This is a genomic window from Bifidobacterium sp. WK012_4_13, from assembly GCF_041080835.1.
Classification (GTDB): domain Bacteria; phylum Actinomycetota; class Actinomycetes; order Actinomycetales; family Bifidobacteriaceae; genus Bombiscardovia; species Bombiscardovia fermentum.
The window spans coordinates 855,288-876,080 of sequence record NZ_CP129683.1 but is presented as its reverse complement, the minus strand read 5'-3'; the positions used below and the strand labels follow the sequence as shown (position 1 = coordinate 876,080).

Annotated in this window: 15 protein-coding genes and 1 tRNA gene; 10 read left to right on the top strand and 6 right to left on the bottom strand. The window is 55.7% G+C overall.

Annotated features, from left to right (window positions below; translation table 11 throughout):
* Positions 1-218: 218 nt before the first annotated feature.
* From QN062_RS03515 to QN062_RS03500, 4 genes are all read left to right on the top strand, one after another.
* The gene (locus tag QN062_RS03515; RefSeq protein WP_369342217.1) at positions 219-1,139 is read left to right on the top strand and encodes an alpha/beta fold hydrolase; all 921 of its coding nucleotides are present in this window, start codon (positions 219-221) and stop codon (positions 1,137-1,139) included.
* A 2-nt stretch (positions 1,140-1,141) separates the two neighbouring features.
* The gene (locus QN062_RS03510) at positions 1,142-4,774 is read left to right on the top strand and encodes a GH36-type glycosyl hydrolase domain-containing protein (RefSeq protein ID WP_369342216.1); all 3,633 of its coding nucleotides are present in this window, start codon (positions 1,142-1,144) and stop codon (positions 4,772-4,774) included.
* A gap of 126 nt (positions 4,775-4,900) precedes the next feature.
* Entirely contained in the window at positions 4,901-7,087 is a 2,187-nt protein-coding gene (gene bglX, locus QN062_RS03505) for a beta-glucosidase BglX (protein ID WP_369342215.1), read from the top strand.
* A 365-nt stretch (positions 7,088-7,452) separates the two neighbouring features.
* Positions 7,453-7,525: transfer RNA gene (locus tag QN062_RS03500), tRNA-Arg, on the top strand.
* Positions 7,526-7,615: 90 nt separating this feature from the next.
* Here QN062_RS03500 and QN062_RS03495 read toward each other — a convergent pair.
* Complete coding sequence (locus QN062_RS03495) at positions 7,616-7,741, bottom strand: hypothetical protein (RefSeq protein WP_369342214.1); 126 nt, start codon at positions 7,739-7,741, stop codon at positions 7,616-7,618.
* 374 nt (positions 7,742-8,115) lie between these two features.
* Between QN062_RS03495 and QN062_RS03490 the strand changes: the two genes are divergently transcribed.
* From QN062_RS03490 to QN062_RS03475, 4 genes are all read left to right on the top strand, one after another.
* Positions 8,116-9,168, top strand: a complete 1,053-nt coding sequence (locus QN062_RS03490; RefSeq protein ID WP_369342213.1) for a MupG family TIM beta-alpha barrel fold protein — start codon at positions 8,116-8,118, stop codon at positions 9,166-9,168.
* A 3-nt stretch (positions 9,169-9,171) separates the two neighbouring features.
* Positions 9,172-10,071 (top strand): N-acetylmuramic acid 6-phosphate etherase, encoded by a 900-nt coding sequence (murQ, locus tag QN062_RS03485; protein ID WP_369342212.1) that lies wholly within the window; start codon positions 9,172-9,174, stop codon positions 10,069-10,071.
* A gap of 101 nt (positions 10,072-10,172) precedes the next feature.
* A complete protein-coding gene (locus tag QN062_RS03480) occupies positions 10,173-12,236 on the top strand; it encodes a glucose PTS transporter subunit IIA (RefSeq protein ID WP_369342211.1) in 2,064 nt (687 codons plus the stop codon).
* 16 nt (positions 12,237-12,252) lie between these two features.
* On the top strand, positions 12,253-12,513 hold the full coding sequence (locus QN062_RS03475) for an HPr family phosphocarrier protein (RefSeq protein ID WP_369342210.1): 261 nt from the start codon (positions 12,253-12,255) through the stop codon (positions 12,511-12,513).
* 127 nt (positions 12,514-12,640) lie between these two features.
* Here QN062_RS03475 and QN062_RS03470 read toward each other — a convergent pair whose 3' ends face one another.
* The 5 genes from QN062_RS03470 to QN062_RS03450 all read right to left on the bottom strand — a co-directional run bounded on the left by QN062_RS03470 (position 12,641) and on the right by QN062_RS03450 (position 18,693).
* On the bottom strand, positions 12,641-13,462 hold the full coding sequence (locus QN062_RS03470) for an HAD family hydrolase (RefSeq protein WP_369342209.1): 822 nt from the start codon (positions 13,460-13,462) through the stop codon (positions 12,641-12,643).
* A 48-nt stretch (positions 13,463-13,510) separates the two neighbouring features.
* The gene (locus tag QN062_RS03465; protein ID WP_369342208.1) at positions 13,511-14,347 is read right to left on the bottom strand and encodes a MurR/RpiR family transcriptional regulator; all 837 of its coding nucleotides are present in this window, start codon (positions 14,345-14,347) and stop codon (positions 13,511-13,513) included.
* A 641-nt stretch (positions 14,348-14,988) separates the two neighbouring features.
* The gene (locus QN062_RS03460; RefSeq protein WP_369342207.1) at positions 14,989-16,215 is read right to left on the bottom strand and encodes an endonuclease/exonuclease/phosphatase family protein; all 1,227 of its coding nucleotides are present in this window, start codon (positions 16,213-16,215) and stop codon (positions 14,989-14,991) included.
* Positions 16,216-16,509: 294 nt separating this feature from the next.
* The gene (locus tag QN062_RS03455; protein WP_369342206.1) at positions 16,510-17,844 is read right to left on the bottom strand and encodes an MFS transporter; all 1,335 of its coding nucleotides are present in this window, start codon (positions 17,842-17,844) and stop codon (positions 16,510-16,512) included.
* Positions 17,845-17,919: 75 nt separating this feature from the next.
* Entirely contained in the window at positions 17,920-18,693 is a 774-nt protein-coding gene (locus QN062_RS03450; protein ID WP_369342205.1) for a glucose 1-dehydrogenase, read from the bottom strand.
* Between the two features lie 279 nt (positions 18,694-18,972).
* Here QN062_RS03450 and QN062_RS03445 point away from each other — a divergent pair, with 279 nt between their 5' ends.
* Both QN062_RS03445 and QN062_RS03440 read left to right on the top strand, forming a co-directional pair.
* The gene (locus QN062_RS03445; RefSeq protein ID WP_369342204.1) at positions 18,973-20,007 is read left to right on the top strand and encodes a LacI family DNA-binding transcriptional regulator; all 1,035 of its coding nucleotides are present in this window, start codon (positions 18,973-18,975) and stop codon (positions 20,005-20,007) included.
* Between the two features lie 298 nt (positions 20,008-20,305).
* Entirely contained in the window at positions 20,306-20,470 is a 165-nt protein-coding gene (locus QN062_RS03440) for a hypothetical protein (RefSeq protein ID WP_369342203.1), read from the top strand.
* Positions 20,471-20,793: the final 323 nt, after the last annotated feature.

Sequence of the window (20,793 nt, the reverse complement as noted above, 5' to 3'; positions counted from 1 at the left end):
CGCGGGCCGGATCGTTACCGCGGTCTCGAATGCTCGCTCGGAATTCATCTAAGGTAGACGCGTCAAGCTCCGCCATGGGCTGTCGGAAGGGTCGAGCATCCCTCCCTCAGCTCCATGGCGGGGAGGGCCTTCCGTTCCAGTGCCCAGCCGAGCATGCTTCGTAGCTGGAATCCGATCACAGTACGCCATCAGAATATGACACAGACAAGGGAAGTCAGATGTTCACTGCACAGACTATTCACGATTCGAGGATTGCACCAGCGCAAGCCTTCGGAGCGCTTCCTGTTCCACAATCCGTTGACATTCTTGCCATCAAGACAGTGGATGGGACGCTCACCGTCGCCCATGCATCGCCGGAAATCGGTTCATCGGTCAAGGGAAGCGTTCTCTGCGTGCCAGGTTTCACCGGTTCCAAGGAGGATTTCTATCCGATCCTTCCGCGTCTGGCCAAGCTGGGATGGGATGTGTGGGTGTATTCGCAGCGTGGCCAGGCGGATTCATTCGCGCCGCAAGGTCAGGAGAACTACACCCGGAAGTGCGATGCGGCGGATGCGGTCGCGCTTGCCAAGATAATCTCAACGGCAGTCGGAACGAACCGCATCCATCTGCTTGGACACAGCTTCGGAGGCCTTGTCGCCCAGGCTGCGGCCATAGCCCATCCGGAACGATTCCTCAGCCTCACACTGATGTCCTCCGGTCCGCATGGCTGGGCTGGAAGACACGACATCGACAAGAGGATCCTGCTCGACAATCCCGAGAGCGATCTTTGGGCCTTGAACAACCCCGACCTTGTGGATGTTCCCGATGATGAGCTTGACACCCTGCAATCCTTCCTTCGCGAACGTTCTCGCCTGACAAGTCGAGATCAGCTTCTGCAGACCATAGACGAGCTGGCGGATGTGCATGACACCAGCTTCGAGGTGCGTGACACGGGCCTGCCGGTCCTCGTATTCCACGGCGAGAACGACAACTGGGCCTGGCCACAGGAATGGCAGCGCCGAATGGCTGCGATCGTGGGCGCGCGCTACGAGATAATCCCGGATGCGGCTCACGGCCCACAGAGTGAGAACCCGAGATTGACGGCAACGCTGCTGAACGACTTCTGGTCGAAGGCCGACGGCGAAAGGACGGTGCAGTGAGCATGAACGACGCAATGAACATGAACGACGCAGTGAACACCAACTCAGAACACACGGATACGGACAACGCTATGGACAGCCAGACACCCTGGACCTCATGGGGAAAAACAGTCGAACACGATTTTCACATCGATGAGGGTGAGCTGCATCTTGCCTTCAACCCCTTCGGTGACATCCGATCCATCAGGGTAGGTGACATCCAGATTTCGCAATATCAGCCGAGCGTCCATGATTCTGCGATCTCAGGAATGTGGCTTCGTCGCCGGCATGGCTCGGATCTTGCCGTCATACCGCTGACAGGAACTCATGCGGGTCAGTCCGGGGAATCCGCGGCGCAGTTCGTCTGTTCGGAGCATTGTGCGCGATGGAGCGGCCAAGGCCTCGGCGTGAGGTGGGAAGTCACCCTCAGGCCGATCATGAATGTTCCTCAGGGCATTGCCGACCTCTCTGGAAAGGGATGTTCATGGGTATGGAATGCGCGCATCAAGCCCATTGACGGCTCATCCGTCGATCCCGACGACGACTGGGATCTGGTCAGTGCCCAGGATGTCGCGCTTGCCCCAGTCGAGCAGGCTCTCACCAGCGAACCATACATTTCGCAGTACGTTGCCTTCCACGAGGAGCGCAACGACACTTCAGGCAGCGTGGTGTCGGCCCGCCAGACCATGAGCTGCGCACCTCAGCTGCCCCTGCTGGTATCCACGATCGCAGAGGGGACTGCGGCCTATCTCACCGATGGCTTTGATTTCTATGGCAACCAGGCACGCCTTGGCAGCGAGCCCCAGGCTCTTCGCGATGCCGATTGGAGTGGCGGCCATATCAACCAATATGAATTCGCGATGATCGCTCTGCTCTCCCAGGCGAAGCGGATAGACAAAGCGGGTGCTGAATGGAACCAGATATTCGTGTTCAACCCTGATTACCGTGGCGAGATGGCAGATGCCAGCAATGCATTCGCCGAGGTCGATACGCTTGAGGACGTCTTGCGATCCTGCGTCTCCGAGCCTGAGCCAGACACTGAGGAAATCGCCCGAAGCGCAGGCACTGCGTCGCCGACCCACGCATCGCACGTCGCGCATTCCTCGCATGAGACTCATCCGGATGCCGGTCATCCTGCCTCGCTGCTTGCCACCGCTCGCGGCATAAACGCCGATGTGCTCAGCGATGAACAGCTTCGTTCGCTCGTAGGCGGCTCCATCATCTCGCCGGAATACGGAGACCATTCCCGGCTGCTGTCATACTTTGCCGAGGATGCGACCCATGTCGTATCGGGAGCCAAGGAACTTGCCGTGGCACGCTCCCACGGTCAGGTTCTCCTCTCCGGTGGGGAATTCGATCCTGAACTCCCTGTCCTGGCGGCGACGACCTATGCACCCGGCGTGTTCGCCTCGCACATAGTTCTGGGCAACACCAACATGAACAGGCTCGTTTCGGTGCAGCGCAATGCGCTGAACCTTCTGCGATCGCAGGGCATCCGAATCCTGGTCAGGCTGGATGGCGAATGGCGCGTTCTTCAGGTACCTTCAGCGTTCATCATGCATCTGGGAGGTTCCCGATGGGTGTATCGCATAGGTGAGTTGGTTCTGGACGTAATGACCACGGCGAACGTCGGAGACAACGGTCTGGATATCCGCTTCACGGCGAGCCAGCCTGTCGAGGCCATGCTTACCGTAGACATCGAGGAACCGACGCAGTGGTATGCACGCAGCACCGAGCATGGCGTCATATTCGCTCCGGCTTGGGATTCGGCAGCGTTCAAGCAGTACCCGGGCCTGAGCTATGCATTCGAGGCCGAGCATGCGCAGTGCGGTTCCGATGATGCGCTGTTCGCGGATGCGCATGCCGACGTCAGGAAGGCTTCTTCCGGCTTGCCCCAGCACGGGGGAGTGTTCACATTCACGATGATCGATCGCCGCGAGCTGCATCTCGCAGTCACGGCGAGCGTTAGCGGAGCCCAGGAAGCTCAGGATCTCGCTGACAGGATGATTCAGCAGCCAATCGACATCGCACGGGTGCTGCAGGAGCACAACAGGCGGATTGCAGGCTTCGACGATGAACTTCATGTCGATGGGACTGGCAGACTGAGCGAATTCAACATTCTGATTCCTTGGTTCGTTCAGAATGCCTTGGTGCATTTCCTTTCGCCACATGGACTTGAACAGTATTCAGGTGCTGCGTGGGGCACTCGTGACGTGCTTCAGGGGCCGCTGGAAATGGAATTGGCCTTCGGACATTTCTCGGGTGCGCGCGAAATACTCCTCAAGGTCTTCGCCCATCAGAACAGCGATGGCTCGCTGCCGCAGTGGTTCATGTTCGACGCATATTCATCCATGTATCAGAAGGACGCTCACGGAGACATTCCCGTATGGCCGCTCATGGCAATGGGAGAGTATCTGAGTGCGAGTGGAGACTATGACATCCTTTCGCAGGAGCAGCCATTCCTCGATGATGCTGGGAAGGCCACCGTCATCCAGCATCTGGAACGCATTCTCTCATATATTGAGAATCACAGAGTCCCCGGAACCAAGCTGTTCTCCTATGGCAATGGGGATTGGGATGACACGCTTCAGCCTGCTCAGGAATCCATGAAGAAGAACATGGCTTCCAGCTGGACCATTGCGTTGCTGCACCAGGCCTCGTTGATGCTCGCCTCCCAGCTGAAGAGCGCCGGTCTTGCGGAGTTGGCCGCGAGATTCGTCGCAGAGGCGGAAACCATCGAGGCAGCCTTCCCGAAGGACTTCATACTCGACGATGTCATAGCCGGCTATGTGAACTTCACCGAGCAGGGACCTCAGCCGATCATCCATCCGACGGACAAGCGCACAGGCTTGCAATATCGGTTGATTCCAATGACGCGTTCAATCATTTCAGGACTTCTCACACCTGCTCAGGTAGAGGGCCACCTGCGTCTGATTCAGGATAATCTGCATTATCCCGATGGCGTGCGGCTGATGAATAAGCCGGCTCGCTTCGCGGATGGCGTGCCACTCTACTTCAAGCGAGCCGAGCAGGCGGCGAATGTTGGGCGTGAGATTGGATTGATGTATACCCATGCGCATATCCGCTATTCAGAGGCTCTCGCCACGCTCGGCAAGGATTCGCTTGTCGACGAGCTGCTGAGAATCAGTCCGGTCGGTCAGTTCTCGCGGCTGGGAACGAGCGAGATTCGTCAGCGTAACTGCTACTTCGCATCATCGGACGCTGATTTCCCTGATCGCTATGAAGCTGCAAGGGATTGGGATCGGTTGCGTGGTGACACCGAACGTCCAGTCGGGGTCCGAGGCGGATGGCGTGTCTATTCATCAGGGCCTGGCATATACCTTCGTCAGCTGGTCCAGCATGTTTTCGGCCTGCAGATCGAGGCCGCGCGAATCGTCATCGACCCGGTGCTCGCGGTCGAGGATGACGGGACATCCATTGGCGTCAGGCTGTTTGGCGCTGAGCGCAGCATCCGCTATCACGTGCGCAACGATGACACTCCCGTGATCGTTCTCGCCGATGGCAAGGCGTTGTCCGGCAACTATCAGCAGCTTCCATACCGTCAGGGCGGATTGGTGCTTGACGCGGCACAACTCGGTGATGCCAAGGAAATAGACGTCACCGTTGGCGCGAAGCGCAGCACGATCGGACGCTGACCACGGTTCGACCGGCGGCAGCCGAACTTCCATCCGCCCACGGCAGGGCATCCCTGCATGGTGCGGATGGAATGCGACAATCAGGCGATGACGCGGCTTGGCGCCGCGTGGATTCAAGGGGAACTTATGGAACAATCACAACTCGTCAATCTTGTGGAACAGATGACTCTGGAAGAGAAGATCGGCCAGCTTACGCAGATAACCGGTGACTTCTATTCCGACAAGGCAGAGGAACGCACCGGTCCGATGAGTCAGCTGGGACTCAACGATGACCAAATCATGAATGTGGGAACGGTTCTCGGCGTCGTGGGCGCTTCCGAGTGCAAACGCATCCAGAAGAATTACATGGAGCATAACCGCCTCCACATTCCCACCCTGTTCATGGGCGATGTGATTCACGGCTACGAGACGATATTTCCCATACCGCTCGGACTTGCCAGTTCCTGGGATACCGAGGCATTCAGGCGCATGGCGGAGGTATCTGCCGAGGAGGCATCCGTCTCTGGACTTTCAGTGGTGTTCTCGCCAATGGTCGACCTGGTGCGGGACCCTCGCTGGGGTCGCGTCATGGAGTCAACCGGCGAAGACCCATATCTCAATGGCAGGCTCGCCTCAGCCATGGTGAAGGGCTATCAGGGTGAGCCAGGCGACCTGTCCACGCAATTCAACAAGGTCGCCGCGTGCGTCAAGCATTTCGCGGCATACGGTGCTGCGACGGGCGGTCGTGACTACAATACGGTCGACATGTCCGAGCAGAGACTGCGCGACGTGTATCTGCGTGGGTATGAGGCTGCAATCGAGGCAGGCGCTCGACTGGTGATGACCTCTTTCAATTCCATCGGAGGCGTTCCGGCAACCGGCAACCTGCATCTGATGCAGGATATCCTACGAAGTGAATTCGGATTCGATGGCGTTCTGATCTCCGATTTTGGCGCAGTGAAGGAACTGATCGCGCATGGTGTCGCGGAGGACGAGACCCAGGCCGCCGATCTTTCCATTCATGCCGGCGTCGACATCGAGATGATGACGCTGTGCTATATGCACACGCTCGTAGGGCTGATTTCATCGGGCACAGTCAGCGAAAGCATCGTCGATGAATCCGTGCTTCGCATACTCGAGCTGAAAAACGAGCTCGGTCTGTTCGAACATCCATTCCGCGGTGCGGATGAAGATCGTGAGAAGACAGTCGTGTTCAGCGCGGAGCATCGTGAAATCGCGCGCAGGACCGCAGCAGAGTCAATCGTGATGCTGCGCAATGATGATTCGTTGCTGCCACTGGATGCGGAGCGAAGCATCGCAGTTCTGGGTCCGGGCGCACAGTCGCCCGATGTGCTCGGAGCATGGTCATGGCGCGGTCGCACCGATGCGGCGGTGACCTTGCTGCAGGGACTGCAGGAGCTGGCTGCGGATGGCGAGGATGAGGGTCGCAGGCCATCGGTCGTCACCACTCAGGAACGTTGCGACTACTTCGTGCCCACGAAGTCCGTGGTCTCGGAATCCATCGAGCTTGCGAAGCAGTCCGATGTCGTCGTCCTCGCTCTTGGAGAGCTTTCCACGATGAGTGGCGAGGCATCGAGCCGTTCGAACATTCGTCTGCCAAAGGGACAGGTCGAACTGTTTGAGGCGATTCATGAGGTAAACCCGCACATTGTCGTCGTCCTGTTCAACGGACGGCCGCTCGACTTGCACGACATTGACGGCGCAGAGGCGATCCTGGAAGCGTGGTATCCAGGCACCGAGGGCGGGGCGGCGATTGCCGATGTCCTGTTTGGAGCGGTGAATCCATCGGCGAAGATCACGATGTCCTTCCCCGAATCGGTAGGCCAGATTCCCATCTATTACGACGAGGACAATACGGGCAGGCCATACGAAGTGGCGCCAAACGAAAAGTACGTCTCCAAATATCTCGATGTCTCGAACTATGCGGCATTCCCATTTGGTTTCGGCCTGAGCTTCAGCCATTTCACCTATGATTCTCTCGTGTCTTCCAGTAACTCATTCAGCGCGACCGAACCCGTCACCGTCAGCGTGAACGTCACCAACGATTCCAATGTGGACGGAACCGAAATCGTGCAGCTGTACATCCGTGATCTCGTCGGTGAAGTCGTGCGACCGGTCAAGCAGCTCAAGGGATTCAAGCGAGTGGCGCTCGCTGCCGGTGAGTCTCGCAGGATTGAGTTCAGCCTCACTGAGGAAGACGTGCGCTACGTTCATCTGGATTGCACGATGCGAAGCGATCCAGGTGACTTCCTGGTCAGCGTCGGTGGCAACAGCCGCGATCTCTTGGATCCGCTGCACCTGCATCTTGACTGAGCCACACCGCTGCCCTACCGCACTGCCACCCTGCCACGGATGAGCGAATGATGCATCCAACAGGGTGACAGAAACCGAGAGGGAATAATTCCCAGAAAACTTTCAGAGAAACGTATCGTTCCTCAAAGCAATGGCTGGTTATATAGGAGTTGTCGTCGCAAGGCGATGGATTTCCCCAAAATCCTATAATTGAATTTCTTCTCTCTTTCTTCTTCACCCGGCGATTCCCATCGCCGGGTTCTCCCTTTTCTGGGGCAAAGTATGCATGTGTCTCCTGATTTGAGTCAAGACTGCAACCTTTTGTCATACATATTCTCGCCGACGTGTCGTTTCGCGCGCTAAAGCGTGTAGGATAGAACATCGTTGCCCCGGTAGCTCAGGGGATAGAGCACTTCTCTCCTAAAGAAGGTGTCGTGCGTTCGAATCGCATCCGGGGCACAGTTCGTTGTTCGATGGCATCACCAGGTAGCGTGGCCGGGTGTCGGCGGTTGGCGTGCTGTGCGGACTGCTTTGTCTGCATCTTGCCAATCAACTCTGCATCTCGCCAATCAACTCTTCGTCCTGCTTGAGATATGTTTCATCCAGCAGATCTTCCATAGTCACATGTAATGCACGCGCGGTAAGAACGACTTCTGCGAACTTGAGCACGCTCATTCCGCTCAGCACATCGGGTGATCTCGATGCCCGCCGCTCAGGCGTCACGCACTTCGAGCATCTGTGGTGAATAGAGTTGTTCATGTGCCAAGTGCCGATACTTTCACCGAAGTCATAGCGGACGTGGTGACTTCATCGGCAGGGAATTCGAACGCCGCACGGCTGAAGTGGCAAAGGGAGTGGGAATTCACCGATGGTCGGTGGCAGGCACTCGTGACGAAAGCGCAGAGGTCCGCGTCGCGGCTGAGTGCATCTTGTGTAAGCATTCTGTAAATTCCGTCGAGTGTTATATGAAATAGCGTTTCATGGATATTAACGATATACTGAAACAAAATTTTCTTATGTTACTATTTCGCTCCAATGAAGGAGTTGATATGTGGGGATTTTCAATATATCTGAGCAACGCGATAGACGACAGCACTCACGAATACATCGCTCGCATGGCGCGCGCGGGGTTCACCGGTGCGTTCACCTCGCTGCACATTCCCGAAGATGACCCAAGGCTTCTTCGTTCACGGCTGACTCAAGTCGCTGGCTGGTGCAGAGAGAACGATCTTGAACTTGTGGCGGATGTCTCTGACCTGGGACTTCGTCGCATGGGCTGGTCATTGAACGAGCCGACCCAGATTCTGGAAACGGGTGTCACGGGATTGCGCATCGATGACGGCATCGACCTTGCCGAGGTCGCAAGCCTGAGCCATGCGATGCCGGCGGCACTGAACGCAAGCACCATTTCGCAGCACGATATCGAAGTCCTCGGAAGAAACCATGCTGACTTCGAACGCCTTGAGGCATGGCATAACTATTATCCCCGCCCTGAAACCGGACTTGACCGTGAATGGTACCTTGAGAAGAACGAATGGTTCCATAGCCTTGGATTGAAGACCATGGGCTTCGTTCCAGGCGACGGCCAACTGCGAGGTCCCCTTTTTCAACACCTGCCCACGCTTGAAATGCATCGTGAGTGGGCTCCGCTGGCGGCGGCGCTGGATTTGGAGAAGGCGCAGACCGATCGGGTCTACATAGGGGACAGCACCTTCGCGGCATCCTCGATGCACGCCTTTACGCTATATCTCGAGACGGACGTCATTGAGCTGAGACTGCCTTCGGTCCCAGGCGAAGTCGCTGACATGGTCTGGCACAATCGTCCCGACGTGGCGCGTGATGTCGTTCGATTCATGGAGAGCAGACGCATGCAGACATTGCCAGTCATACCAGATGCCGCCATGGTCAAGCCCCGTCCGACCGGTACGCTCACGCTCGACAATGCTGACTACGGCCGATATGCAGGGGAAGTGCAGATTGCCAGACGAGACTTGCCAGCCGATTCTCGAGTCCATGTGCTTGGCAGACTCATCGAGGCAGATCGTTCGTTGCTACCTTTCATCGGTGCCGGAACAGGCATCACGCTTATTCAAGGGGAATGAAGCATGGATATTTCCAGATTGACCACAGAGGCACGGAACGCGAAGACCATGACATTGGATTCCATGTCCGTCCATGAATTCGCGACGGTGATGAACAGGGAGGACCAGAGCGTCGCGGCGAGCGTATCTCTTGCACTGCAAGACATAGAAGCTGCGATTTCGACGATCATCCGCTGCTTTGATCAGGGCGGACGACTGTTCTACATCGGAGCAGGAACAAGCGGCCGCTTAGGAGTGCTTGATGCGGCTGAATGCGTGCCGACCTTCGGCATCGATCCTGAGATGGTGCAGGGACTGATCGCGGGAGGTCTGAAGGCCATGACCGTCGCCGTCGAAGGTGCGGAAGACGACGTTCAGCTCGGTGCAGAAGATCTGAAGGCACGAGGATTGAGTGGTACGGACACAGTCGTGGGCATAGCAGCTTCGGGACGCACACCGTATGTCATAGGGGGACTTGACTATGCAAGACAGGTGGGAGCGGCCACCATCAGCCTGGCATGCAATGAGAACGCCGAGATATCAAGGCATGCTGGCATTTCGATTGAAGTGCCTGTCGGCCCCGAGGTGCTTTCCGGCTCGACTCGTCTGAAGGCGGGAACCGCACAGAAGCTTGTACTGAACATGCTTTCCACGGGCGCAATGATAGGCATCGGCAAAGTGTATGAGAATCTTATGGTCGATGTGAGGCCGACCAACGAGAAGCTTGTCGAACGTGCCAAACGCATAATCCAAGAGGCGACTCACTGCGATGAGGAGGCTGCGGAAGCCGCCTTTGAAGCCTCCGATCACGACGTGAAACTCTCGATAGTCATGATACTGACGGGACTTTCAAGGCAGGACGCATCGGTTCAGTTGAGAAAGGCAGGTGGATTCATATCCAGATTGGTCAGCAGCGAAGATTGATGTCTGGCAACTGCCAGCGCATCTGCCTTCGTCAGGATTCAAGGTTTTCCATATTCGAAGAACGGCAATGACAGCACGAAGCAAGGGTGAAAGGGTTTCCAATGGCTGGGGAAGACAAATACAGAACAATAGGTGAGAGCATATATGACCATGTGGGAGGCATGCAGAATGTCGAAAAGCTCATCAATTGCATGACACGCGTTCGCATGACGATTCGCGACGAGGACAAGGTCGACATCGATGGGCTCAGAAAGATTCCGGGCGTGCTTGGGGTCGTGCAGGAAGACACGCTGCAGGTCGTTCTCGGGCCTGGGGTCGTGAGCAAGGTTGCGCAGAGCATGGTCGATGAGGCCGGTGTCGAGCTTGGAGCGCCGTTCCCTGAGGGTGCGAAGGCTCATTCGGCGAAGTCGCACGACGACTACAAGTCTGCAAAGGAGGAGGTCGAGGCCAAGGCCGAACAGGTGCACTCCGCGCACAAGGCCGCGCTGAAGCAAACGTGGTGGCGTGCCGCACTCAAACACATCAGCTCGATCTTCATTCCATTGATTCCGGCGTTTGTCGGCGCCGGCCTGATCTCCGGCATCGCCGGTGTGCTGGGCAACCTTCAGACGGTCGGGGTCATCGGAGCCGATTGGGGGACGTTCATCCTCACCATGAAGGTGATAAACCAAGGCCTGTTCGCCTTCCTGAACGTGTACATCGGCATCAATGCGGCAAAGGAATTCGGTGCGACGCAGGGACTTGGCGGCATCATTGCCGGCCTGATCTATCTGCCCGGCGTTGTGGCGCCACTTGCCCTTCCCAACATATTCACCGGCAAGGATCTTGTCGCCGGTTCAGGAGGTGTGCTGGGAGTGCTGTTCGCAGTGTGGATCATGAGCTATGTGGAACGGTGGCTCCATAAACATGTCATTGACTCGCTCGACATCATCATAGTTCCGTTCCTGACGCTGCTCGTCATGGGTATGTTCACGATCTTCCTCGTCATGCCTGCCGCAGGATGGGTGTCGGACTCGCTGGTCGGCGCCATCAACTGGGTCTTGAACGTTGGAGGAGCGTTCTCCGGCTTCGTTCTTGGCCTGGTCTTCCTTCCGATGGTCATGCTTGGACTGCATCAGATCCTTACGCCGATTCATCTTGAGATGATCAAGAATCTTGGCATGACGCCTCTGCTCCCAATCCTCGCGATGGCAGGAGCCGGTCAGGTCGGCGCTGCAATCGCCCTGTGGATTCGTTGCCGCAAGAACAAGCAGCTGACTCGCATGATAAAGGGTGCCTTGCCCGTCGGGATTCTCGGTGTCGGCGAGCCTCTGATCTATGGCGTTTCACTGCCGCTTGGCAGACCGTTCATCACCGCATGCATCGGTGGAGGCGTCGGCGGTGCGGTCATCGGCGCGATCGGTGGCATCGGCGCAACGTCCATCGGTCCATCCGGCGTTGCTCTCATACCGCTGATCTCTGGCGGATTCGGCAATGCGCTAGGATACATCATCGGCCTGCTCGCTGCCTACCTTGGCGGGTTCGTGGCAACCTACTTCTTTGGCACCCCGAAGAGCGCAACCTTGGCCACTGCAGAGGATGGCACCATTCTCGAAGGGCCTGCCGCAGGCACGAACGCCCAGGATACCTCCAACGCAGATGAGCTTGAATACGAGCAGGAGCACACCCTTGCAGGTCTGGGCACATCGACTGACACGCATGTCACCGTCACCACCGACTTGGTCGCACCTGTTGCAGGCAAGCTGATCCAACTCAACGAAGTCGATGACGAGACCTTCTCGCAGAAGATACTTGGCGAAGGATACGCAATCGAACCTGAGATGCAGACAGTGGTGGCACCGGTCGACGGAAAGATCTTCACGATCTCGGACACCAGACATGCATTCACCATGGTCAGTGACTCCGGACTTGAAATCCTTGTCCATCTGGGCATTGACACCGTTGAACTCGATGGGGGACCATTCAGCTTCAACGTCGAGGCGGGCCAGCATGTGAAGGCGGGCCAGCAGCTTGGCTTGATGGATCTGAAGAAGATTCATGAAGCAGGCAAGAAGGACACGGTCATAACCGTCGTCACCAATATGGACGTGGTCTCATCCTTCGGTAGCTACGCGAACCAGCATGCCGAGGTGGGATCCAAGGTTCTTTCGGTGACCAACAAATAACAGTAGGGAGATGCGCATGAGCAAGCAATTCACATATACGATCACCGATTCCGTGGGGATCCACGCCAGACCGGCAGGACAGCTAGTGAAGCTGACGCAGCAGTATGATTCTGACGTCACGCTGGATCTTTCCGGGAAGACGGCGGATGCCAAGCACATTCTGGCTGTCATGTCCCTGGGCGTCGGCAAGGGGGACGAATTGACCGTAACCATTGCAGGAAATGATGAGGACGAGGCGGCTCGGCAGATAGAGAGCTTCTTCAGGGACAATCTCTGACCGGTAGGATTGGCTGCAGATCGCGTCAGGCGTGCGAGCTTGCGTAAGCCGGGCCGCGCGCTTGACCAGGAACGCTGACATGCAACGCGGGAGTAACCTTCGATGGCAGAGGGCGACTCCCGCGCCTTCAATTCCTGAGCGCGTAGCGTTCGATTGCCTGGGCAACGCCGTCCGCTTCATTGCTCAGGGTGACATCGTCAGCCGCATCCTTCACCTCATCCAAGGCGTTGCCCATTGCGATTCCCTTGCCGCAGGCCTGCAGCATCTCGATATCGTTCTCGCTGTCACCAATGGCCATCACATCGTCAAGTCCTATGCCCAAAATCGCGCAGAGGCGTCGAATGCCATACTCTTTGGACACGCCTGCGCCCATGACTTCCAGACCTTCCTGCATAGGTATGAAGGAGTAGAGACGGCTGTCGAGAAGCCCCTCCATCACCACGGCCTGAGTCGCCCGATCGATTGATGGAAAGTTGATCTTCTCAATCGGCATCCCGTCGTCGATCAGCTGCTGCAGGTCGTTGACGGCCTTGCCAATCTTCCGCAACGCCTGGATATGCAGGGGCCGCAGTCCGTACGCGTCCATGCTTTCCCACTGCCTGCGGCTGACATAGATCTTTCCGCAGCTCCACAGTTCCACCCATACATGTTCTGAGAGACTGTTCAGCAGATGGGCGGTCCCTTGAAGGTCGACATAGGTTCCATCCGCCAGCATGGCGTTCACATCGTCATTCAGCACTGCGCCATTGGATGTGACCGACCAGTCGATGTGAGATATGGCCTGAACCTGCTCGGGAATGATCGAGAGGATTCTTCCTGTGGCGACGACGCATACGATATCCTTTGAGTGCGCCGAACCGATGGCTCTAAGCGATGATGGCGAGACGCTCCGATGGTCGTTTCTCAGAAGGGTGCCATCAAGATCCATCGCTATCATTTTTATGTTCACGGTCTTCATTCCTTCGAATCTCGGTTGAAAGGGCAAAGGGTGGAACTGTCAGTGCAGGCGCAGAATCGCTTCCTTCGTCTTGACCAGATATTCCTTGGTCTGTTCAAGGTCATTCTTGGCAAGGCACATATATATAAGGTCGGTGACGATAAGCGAGGCGTTCCTCGAAGCGATCGCCCCTAATCTGATTTCGCGTTCGTTCGAAGGAATGCGCAGAAGGATGTCTGAGTATCTTGTCAGTGGGCTTTTCTCGAACTGGGTGATGGCGACCGTAGTGGCACCCTGCTCCTTCGCATAGCGCATCGCAGTGTTGACTTCATGTGTTTTCCCGCTATAGCTCACTGCCAGGGCGACGTCTTGACTGCCGATATGGGTCGTGGCGGCAAGCTGGTCGTGAAAGTCATGGTGGAAGATTGTCAGGCGATTGATTCTTGACAGCTTCTCCATCAGATCCATGCACACTATTCCAGAGGCGCCGATTCCAAACAGAAAGATACGCTGGCTGCTCTGCATCGCATCCACTGCCTTCGCCAGACTGTTGATGTTCAGCAATCGATATGATTCTTCCTGCAGTCGAGTGTTGAGCGCCTTCGACTTTCTGACGACGTCGCTGATCGAGTCCTGTTCGAGAAGGATATCGTCAAAATTGGCAATCTCATCGTCGCCGTCGCTTGCCAGATCGACCTTGAAGGCAACGAAGCCACTGTATCCAAGGCGTTGCGTGAATCGGACCACGGCAGATGGAGACACTCCTGAACGCTCCGCGAGCTCTTTCGTGGAACTGAGCGTGGTCTCCCTGCGATGGTCGAGAATGTAGTCTGCCAGCTTCTTTTCCGTGACAGTGTAGTTCGACATGTCCTCAGTGATCTTGTAAATGCAGCTCATCGTTCCTTGATTCCAACACCGTATTGTGCATCGCGCTTCACGGTTGGTGAAGTCCGGTCAATGCAAGTTCCGCGTCCAGGGTCGCAAACACCAGTTCCCTCAACAGTCTAACCCAATCGATTGGCGCGGCAAAGAATGCGGTAAGGTGCCGGCGAACACCCTCGCCATCGCGGCTTTTCTCCCGTCCCTGCCAGCATCGCGGCGTGCGCGAAGGACCATGCAGTCGCAGACGGAGGTCATTGCAAAACGGAATGGTGATTTTTATGGCCGGTTTTGCGATGGCCGCGAGTATCGTCATTTCCTCTCGTTGAAATGAAGCCCTTCTCACCCTTTGAACCTTGATTATTCTGCGAACGTGCCACAAGAATCGCCTTCTCGGCCAAGATCGGGCCTTCGCCATCGATTTCGTCTGTGCTTTTTGAGTCTGTATCATTCTGGCGTGCTCTGAATGCGACGATTTTGGTGAATCATTCCGAGTTTTCAAGTTTTGAGGACTCCTGAAAGTATAGAAGACAGAAATCGTTGAAACGGTGGATGTCATGCAACCATTTTGAAGCTTTGCTACTTTCAGGAGTCCTCAAAACTTGAAAACTCGATTGGAAATGACGTGACGCATCTTGAATGTGCTCCGTATTGAGCGGTCAGGAAGAGGCCTCAAGCGTGGCCACAAGCGCACGATGGTCGCTTTTGGAGATTTGAACCGTCTCTATGTCACCGACCTTGACGCCGCTGGTATGCACGATATGGTCAATTTCAATGAGCGGAGGGATCTTCGAATTTGCAGGGTACGTCATATGGAAGCCTTCCCCTGCCTGCTCCGATGAATCGACGAATGTCGATCCAAGAAGCGATCTGAAGCTGGGGTGATCCCAGGTCGAGTTGAAGTCTCCCATGAGCACGTATGTGTGGTCATAGTTCTTGAGAGAGCTGATGGTTCCCAATCCTGCGCTCCATACGCTCTGCTGTCCACGGGTCGGGGAGTTAGGGTGCACCGATCCGAACCTGACGATGGTCGTCCCGAGTGTGATCGATGCCGCGGGAATGCTCGAAGCCTCGGTCGGAATCAGATTCGAGTTCACATCAGACTGCGCCTCTGCCGTCCACAGGCCATTGACTCCGCCATTGTCGCCATGCTTGGTACTGGCAATCACAGAGTAGGGGAGCACGCTTGAAATTCCCGCCGCTTCGAGACGCTGAATGAATCCCTGCGTCATCTCTTGCAGGGCAAGCACCTCGACATGCTGATCCTTCACGGTCTGGACGATTTCGTTTACGTTGGCGGTCCCTGCATGGGTGTTGAAGGTCATGATGCGCGCATACCTGTCAGTTGTGTTGATCGTTGCGCTCGCGACGGCGGTCTTGGCAGCCTGAGAAATCGTGGTCGTCGGTTTGAGATAGCCGATATGCCAGACGATCTGGAACACAATGCACACCACGCTCACCAGGGCAAGCAGCCTTCTGCGCCATAGCAGTGCGAATAGCAGAATGATCAGCGAGGCAATGGCAAGCCACGGTACAAACGAGACAATCAGCGGCATGAAGCCGGTGTTCGCAAGGTCAGCAGGTAACATTCGTATGCTCATGATGCCCATGATGAATGCAGAGATCACCCACAGACACAGGCTTAGAAACCCGTGTCTCGCACGACGTCGATTCTTGCGGGGCCTGACAGAGCGTGAACCAGAATCATATTCGTCTGCACGCCTGTTGCCATAGGAGCCACGCTGTCCTGCAAAATCTGCGTAACCACTGCTGCCTTGATTCGTGGGAGCGTAGGAAACGTATTGTTCCCCAGCCTCGGGATTCGTTTGGATAATCGGAATCTGCCTAGTGTCGCCATCTTGCGTCGAGCGTGCATTCCTAGACATTGATTCCTCGTTTCCCGCGTCTCGGATCGGCCAGAACAGCTTTCGAATGCCGGTTCAACGATTAATCAAACCGTTCATTCAGCACCGTTCATTGAGCACTGATTCATTGTGCTCTGACAGTAGCGCATGAACATGCATGAAACGAGGGAATTGCGTCAATCTCCCAAGAGAGTCCACAGAGAGTCCACAGTGAGCCAACAGTGAAGCCCATTGGTGACGAGTCCACCTGCAGATAGAAACGTCATAGGCTCAATGCGGTTATCGCTGACTTTCTCGGGAGATTGACGGTTGCAATCAGTGTGCTTCTATCGTGCGAGCGGCGTTGCTGTCAGTCTTCATCTGTTCAATTGGTCCCATAAGAACGAGAATGCCGAAGATGCCAATTGCCAGAACCACCCCGATGAGGATGAACGCGGTTGCGAACGATCCCGTCGCATCCACGGCCGCTCCGGTGATGATTGGCGTGATGATTGCGGCAACCATTCCGGAAACGTTCATCGTGGAGCTCACCACGCCGACCAAGCCGGTCGGCGCAATGATGGAGGGAATTGCCCAGAAGCCTGCGGCTGAGACGCAGACCCCGGTCAGCGCTATCGTGAACCACATGACGGCAACCCACACGGAGGGCGAATACGCGGCACCAACCAGTGCGATGCCCATGCTCAGGCCAACGACGATGATTGTCTTGCGAACCTTGGAGGCGTCCATTCCCTTTTTGATGAGATGATCGACGAAGATGCCTCCCACGATGATTTCTGCCACGAACCCGAACAGCCAGGGAATCGCCGTCATGAAGCCCGACTGCTGAATGTTGAGCTTCAGGGTCTTGACGAAGAAGCTCGGCAGCCAGGTAAGAAACATGAAGGTCGCATAATTGTATGCGAAGTTGCCAAGCATGAGTCCCCACATCTTGCGCTGACGAAGCACGAACCACAGATTGACGCCAGGTTCCGGCTGCGCATCCTCCTGAGCGCCACCCTGCTCGATGTAGTCGAGCTCTGCCTTGGAAAGATGGGTCGACTCGCGTGGATTGCGATAGATGATCCAGTACCAGATGCTGAAAATGACGCTCATGGCCGCCGTGAAGTAGAATGCCGACTGCCAGCCATAGTGCAGCACAAGGAAGGCGCATGCGGGAACGCCGATCACATTGGCGAACTTCGTTCCTGAATCATACAGGGCAGTTGCCACACCGCGCTCGCGCAATGGGAACCAGTAGCCAGCGGCCTTTGAGCCGGCGGGCGTGTTTGGCGCTTCAACGACGCCGAGAATAACGCGAATCAGGATGAGTGGGCCCAGCCCACTGACAAAGGCTGTCAGGAAGGTGGGGATCGCCCAGATTGCAGAGGTCACTCGGGCAACCCATTTCACGCCGATCTTATCGAGAATCAGTCCTGATGGAATCTGCATGATCATGTATGTCCAGGTGAAGGCCGAAGACACGATGCCGAATTCGGTCGACGTCATATGGAAATAACTCATCATTGACGGGCCGGCTGTGGAGAGGTTGACGCGGTCAAAATAATTGACCAGTTGCATGCCAAACAGCGTCAGGCCAATGACATAGCGGAAGTGTCCAATCTTGTTTTGCTTCTGGACGGCTTCAAGGTTTTTGGTGATACTACTCATGACTCTCCTTTGAGTTCATGCGATGTGTGGTGATTGGTGAAGTGCGATTAACCCGAGGAATCGTTCCCTGCATGATCAGCGCAGCAGATAGCCGCCATCTACGGGAAGGGTCACCCCGGTGACATAGTCAGAGGCTGCAGAGCAGAGAAACACCATGGCGCCCATCAATTCGCTCGGTTCGCCCCAGTGACCAGCGGGGATGTGGTCATGAATCTCTACGCTTCGAACAGGGTCTTCCTGCAGCGCCTTTGTCATCGGAGTGTTGATGTAGCCAGGTGCCAGTGCATTGACCTGTATGTTATGAGGTGCCAGGGCATCGGCATATGCCTTGGTCAGGCCGATGACTCCGTGCTTGCTTGCCGTATACGGGAAGATGAATTTTCCGGCTCGGTATGACTGCATGGAACCGATGTTGACTATCTTGCCGTGGCCCTGTTCGATCATCACCTTCGCGGCTTCATGCGAGAGATGGTAGAGAGCATTGAGATTGAGGTCGATGACCTTGTTCCAGTCCTCATCGGGGAAGTCGACAAGTTCATGCCTGCGCTGCATCCCGGCGTTGTTGATGAGCACGTCGATATGCCCGAATTCGTCGAGCGTCTGCCGAACAATCGCTTCGGCTGCGGATGCTTCGGTGATGTCGCGCTGGATGAACAGCACCTTCCCGCCGTGCGATTCGACGGCTTCGCGGGTCTCGTCCCAGCCATGGTGCGTTGATGATACGACAACGACGTCTGCTCCCACCTTGCTGACTGCTTGGGTGTAGAACTGTCCCAAGCCGCTTGCGCCCCCGGTGATGACGACCACACGTCCTCGCAGGCTGAAACTATCGATTGAAAAATCTGACATACTGCACTTCCTTATCCTGAATCGTCTCTCAAGAGCAGCCTTGCTCGTGTCCGTTCTTGGGGGAGCCATGTGATGCGCTCGCGTCGATGAATCTCAATAGTAATATCGTTTTCCCTACTGAATACAAGCAATCACCATTGATTTGGTTTATCGATACACCTAATATAGAACCTGAGCATCGGACTGTCAAACGGCGCATGGCGGGGCAGTACCATGAGTATGCGGGAGGTTTCGGTCGAAGCTGACTGAAAGACTGTTCCAGAACAGGAGAATGGAAGCATGGGCAGAGCAACGATTTCTGATGTCGCCCGTGAGGCTGGGGTCTCGGTCACCACGGTCTCTCGGTACATTAATGGCAACTATCAGAAAATGAGTCCCAGGACCCGAACGCTTATCGCAGAGTCGGTGAAGCGTCTGGAATACCATCCCAGTGCGTCGGCACGAAGAATGCGGCAGCAAGAGACGCACGTGATCGGTCTGATCGTCGGTGACATTTCGAACGTCTTCTCCTCATTGCTGTTCAAAGGCATTTATAGACAGCTTCAGCCTGCGGGATACGATGTCATGCTGATGAACGCCGACAATTCCGTGACTCAGGAGCATGATCAGATCAATCGCTTGCTTTCTCAGCAGGTCGATGGGTTGATCGTTCAGCCCAGTGCCAAGCATTTTGTGGCGTATCAGAGCATAGTCCAGGCAAAGAAGCCACTGGTCATGGTTGATCGTGAACCCGAGGATCTTCCAGAAGGCATTTCCATGGTCACTGCAAACAATGAAGTATCCTGCAAACGACTTGGCGATCACCTCGCTCGGCTCGGCTATTGCAACGTTGTCGTGTTCAGCAGAATTGGCAGTGAGATTTCCGCCCAGACAAGGCGTATCGAGGGATTCCGAGATGCCGCCGCTCGAAACGACAGGCTGTTTCTCCATGTCGAACTTGGCCAGCACGATAATGTGTGGCTGAAACAGACCATTGCCACCTCATTGAAACATGTGAAGGGTCCAACGGTGTTCATCTCGCTTATGGGTCCCTTGCTGTTTGACATCCTCTCCTGCCTGAGGGAGCTGCACATCCAATTTCCGCAGGATGTTGGACTGGTGAGCTTCGACGATTGGCGCTGGTCTCAATATGTTGCCGACGGCATCTATCTGCTCGAGCAGAATCCGCAGGAGCTTGGGCGAGCGGCGGCATGCAATCTGATGGAACAGGTCGATGCTGCCAGACAGACTCCGGCGCTGGGTCTATACGACGCAAGCAAACGTATTACTCTGGACGTGCGGTCGGTTCCGGCACGCTCATTGCGCGATGAGTGATGGCCGGATGGTTGTCTGTGATCTTGCAGAAGGCGAAAGAACGCGAGTGCTTTCCGCCAATTGCTCTTATGCCCAAGTTTCCTGCATCGTTTCAATGATGACGACTGCAAACAGTGTACATGGCAGGGTTCATCAGGGTGTTAGCAATGCTGGTTCCGATTGCTCGAACCTGGCATTGGTGAGTCTTGTGCATCGGTATCCCATCAGCTTCCTCCCGGCTTTGTAAGATGGCTGTTGGTGATTGACTGTTGGTGATCGGCTGATGACGGTTTGACTGCCAGTCGCTGGCATGCTTCGCATGGTGGTGTGGGATGGCTGTGGATTTGGATGGGGGGAGTCCATGAGATTCCTGTGGCGGGAAGGTCTCTCGGTCATGGATGCGGGTCTCTCACGATGTCACCTGCGCGAATTCCTGGCAGTCCAGCGCGCCGTGATGGTGTGCCTTGAAGGTCTCGTCGGATGATTCATCATAGGGGAAGCTCAGTGTACCTGGGTTCAGGATGGGAATCGTGCAGACGCAGGTGACGGTTGTAATGCGGTTGCAGAGGCAACACTGGAGTGTGTCATAAGACAGCAATTATTGGTGAATGCGGTCTAGGATGGCCCTTCTGGACTGATCTTCACACAGACTCAAAGTATTCAAATCTTGGTTGGATTGGGGAGTTCGGTTTAATCTCAAGTCTGAATTGTCAACCACTATTTGAGGACTTCATCCACAAAGTGTTTGTTCAAGAGACAATCGAAGAGAAACATATTACTCAACTATCTCTCATAATGCGTGTTGGC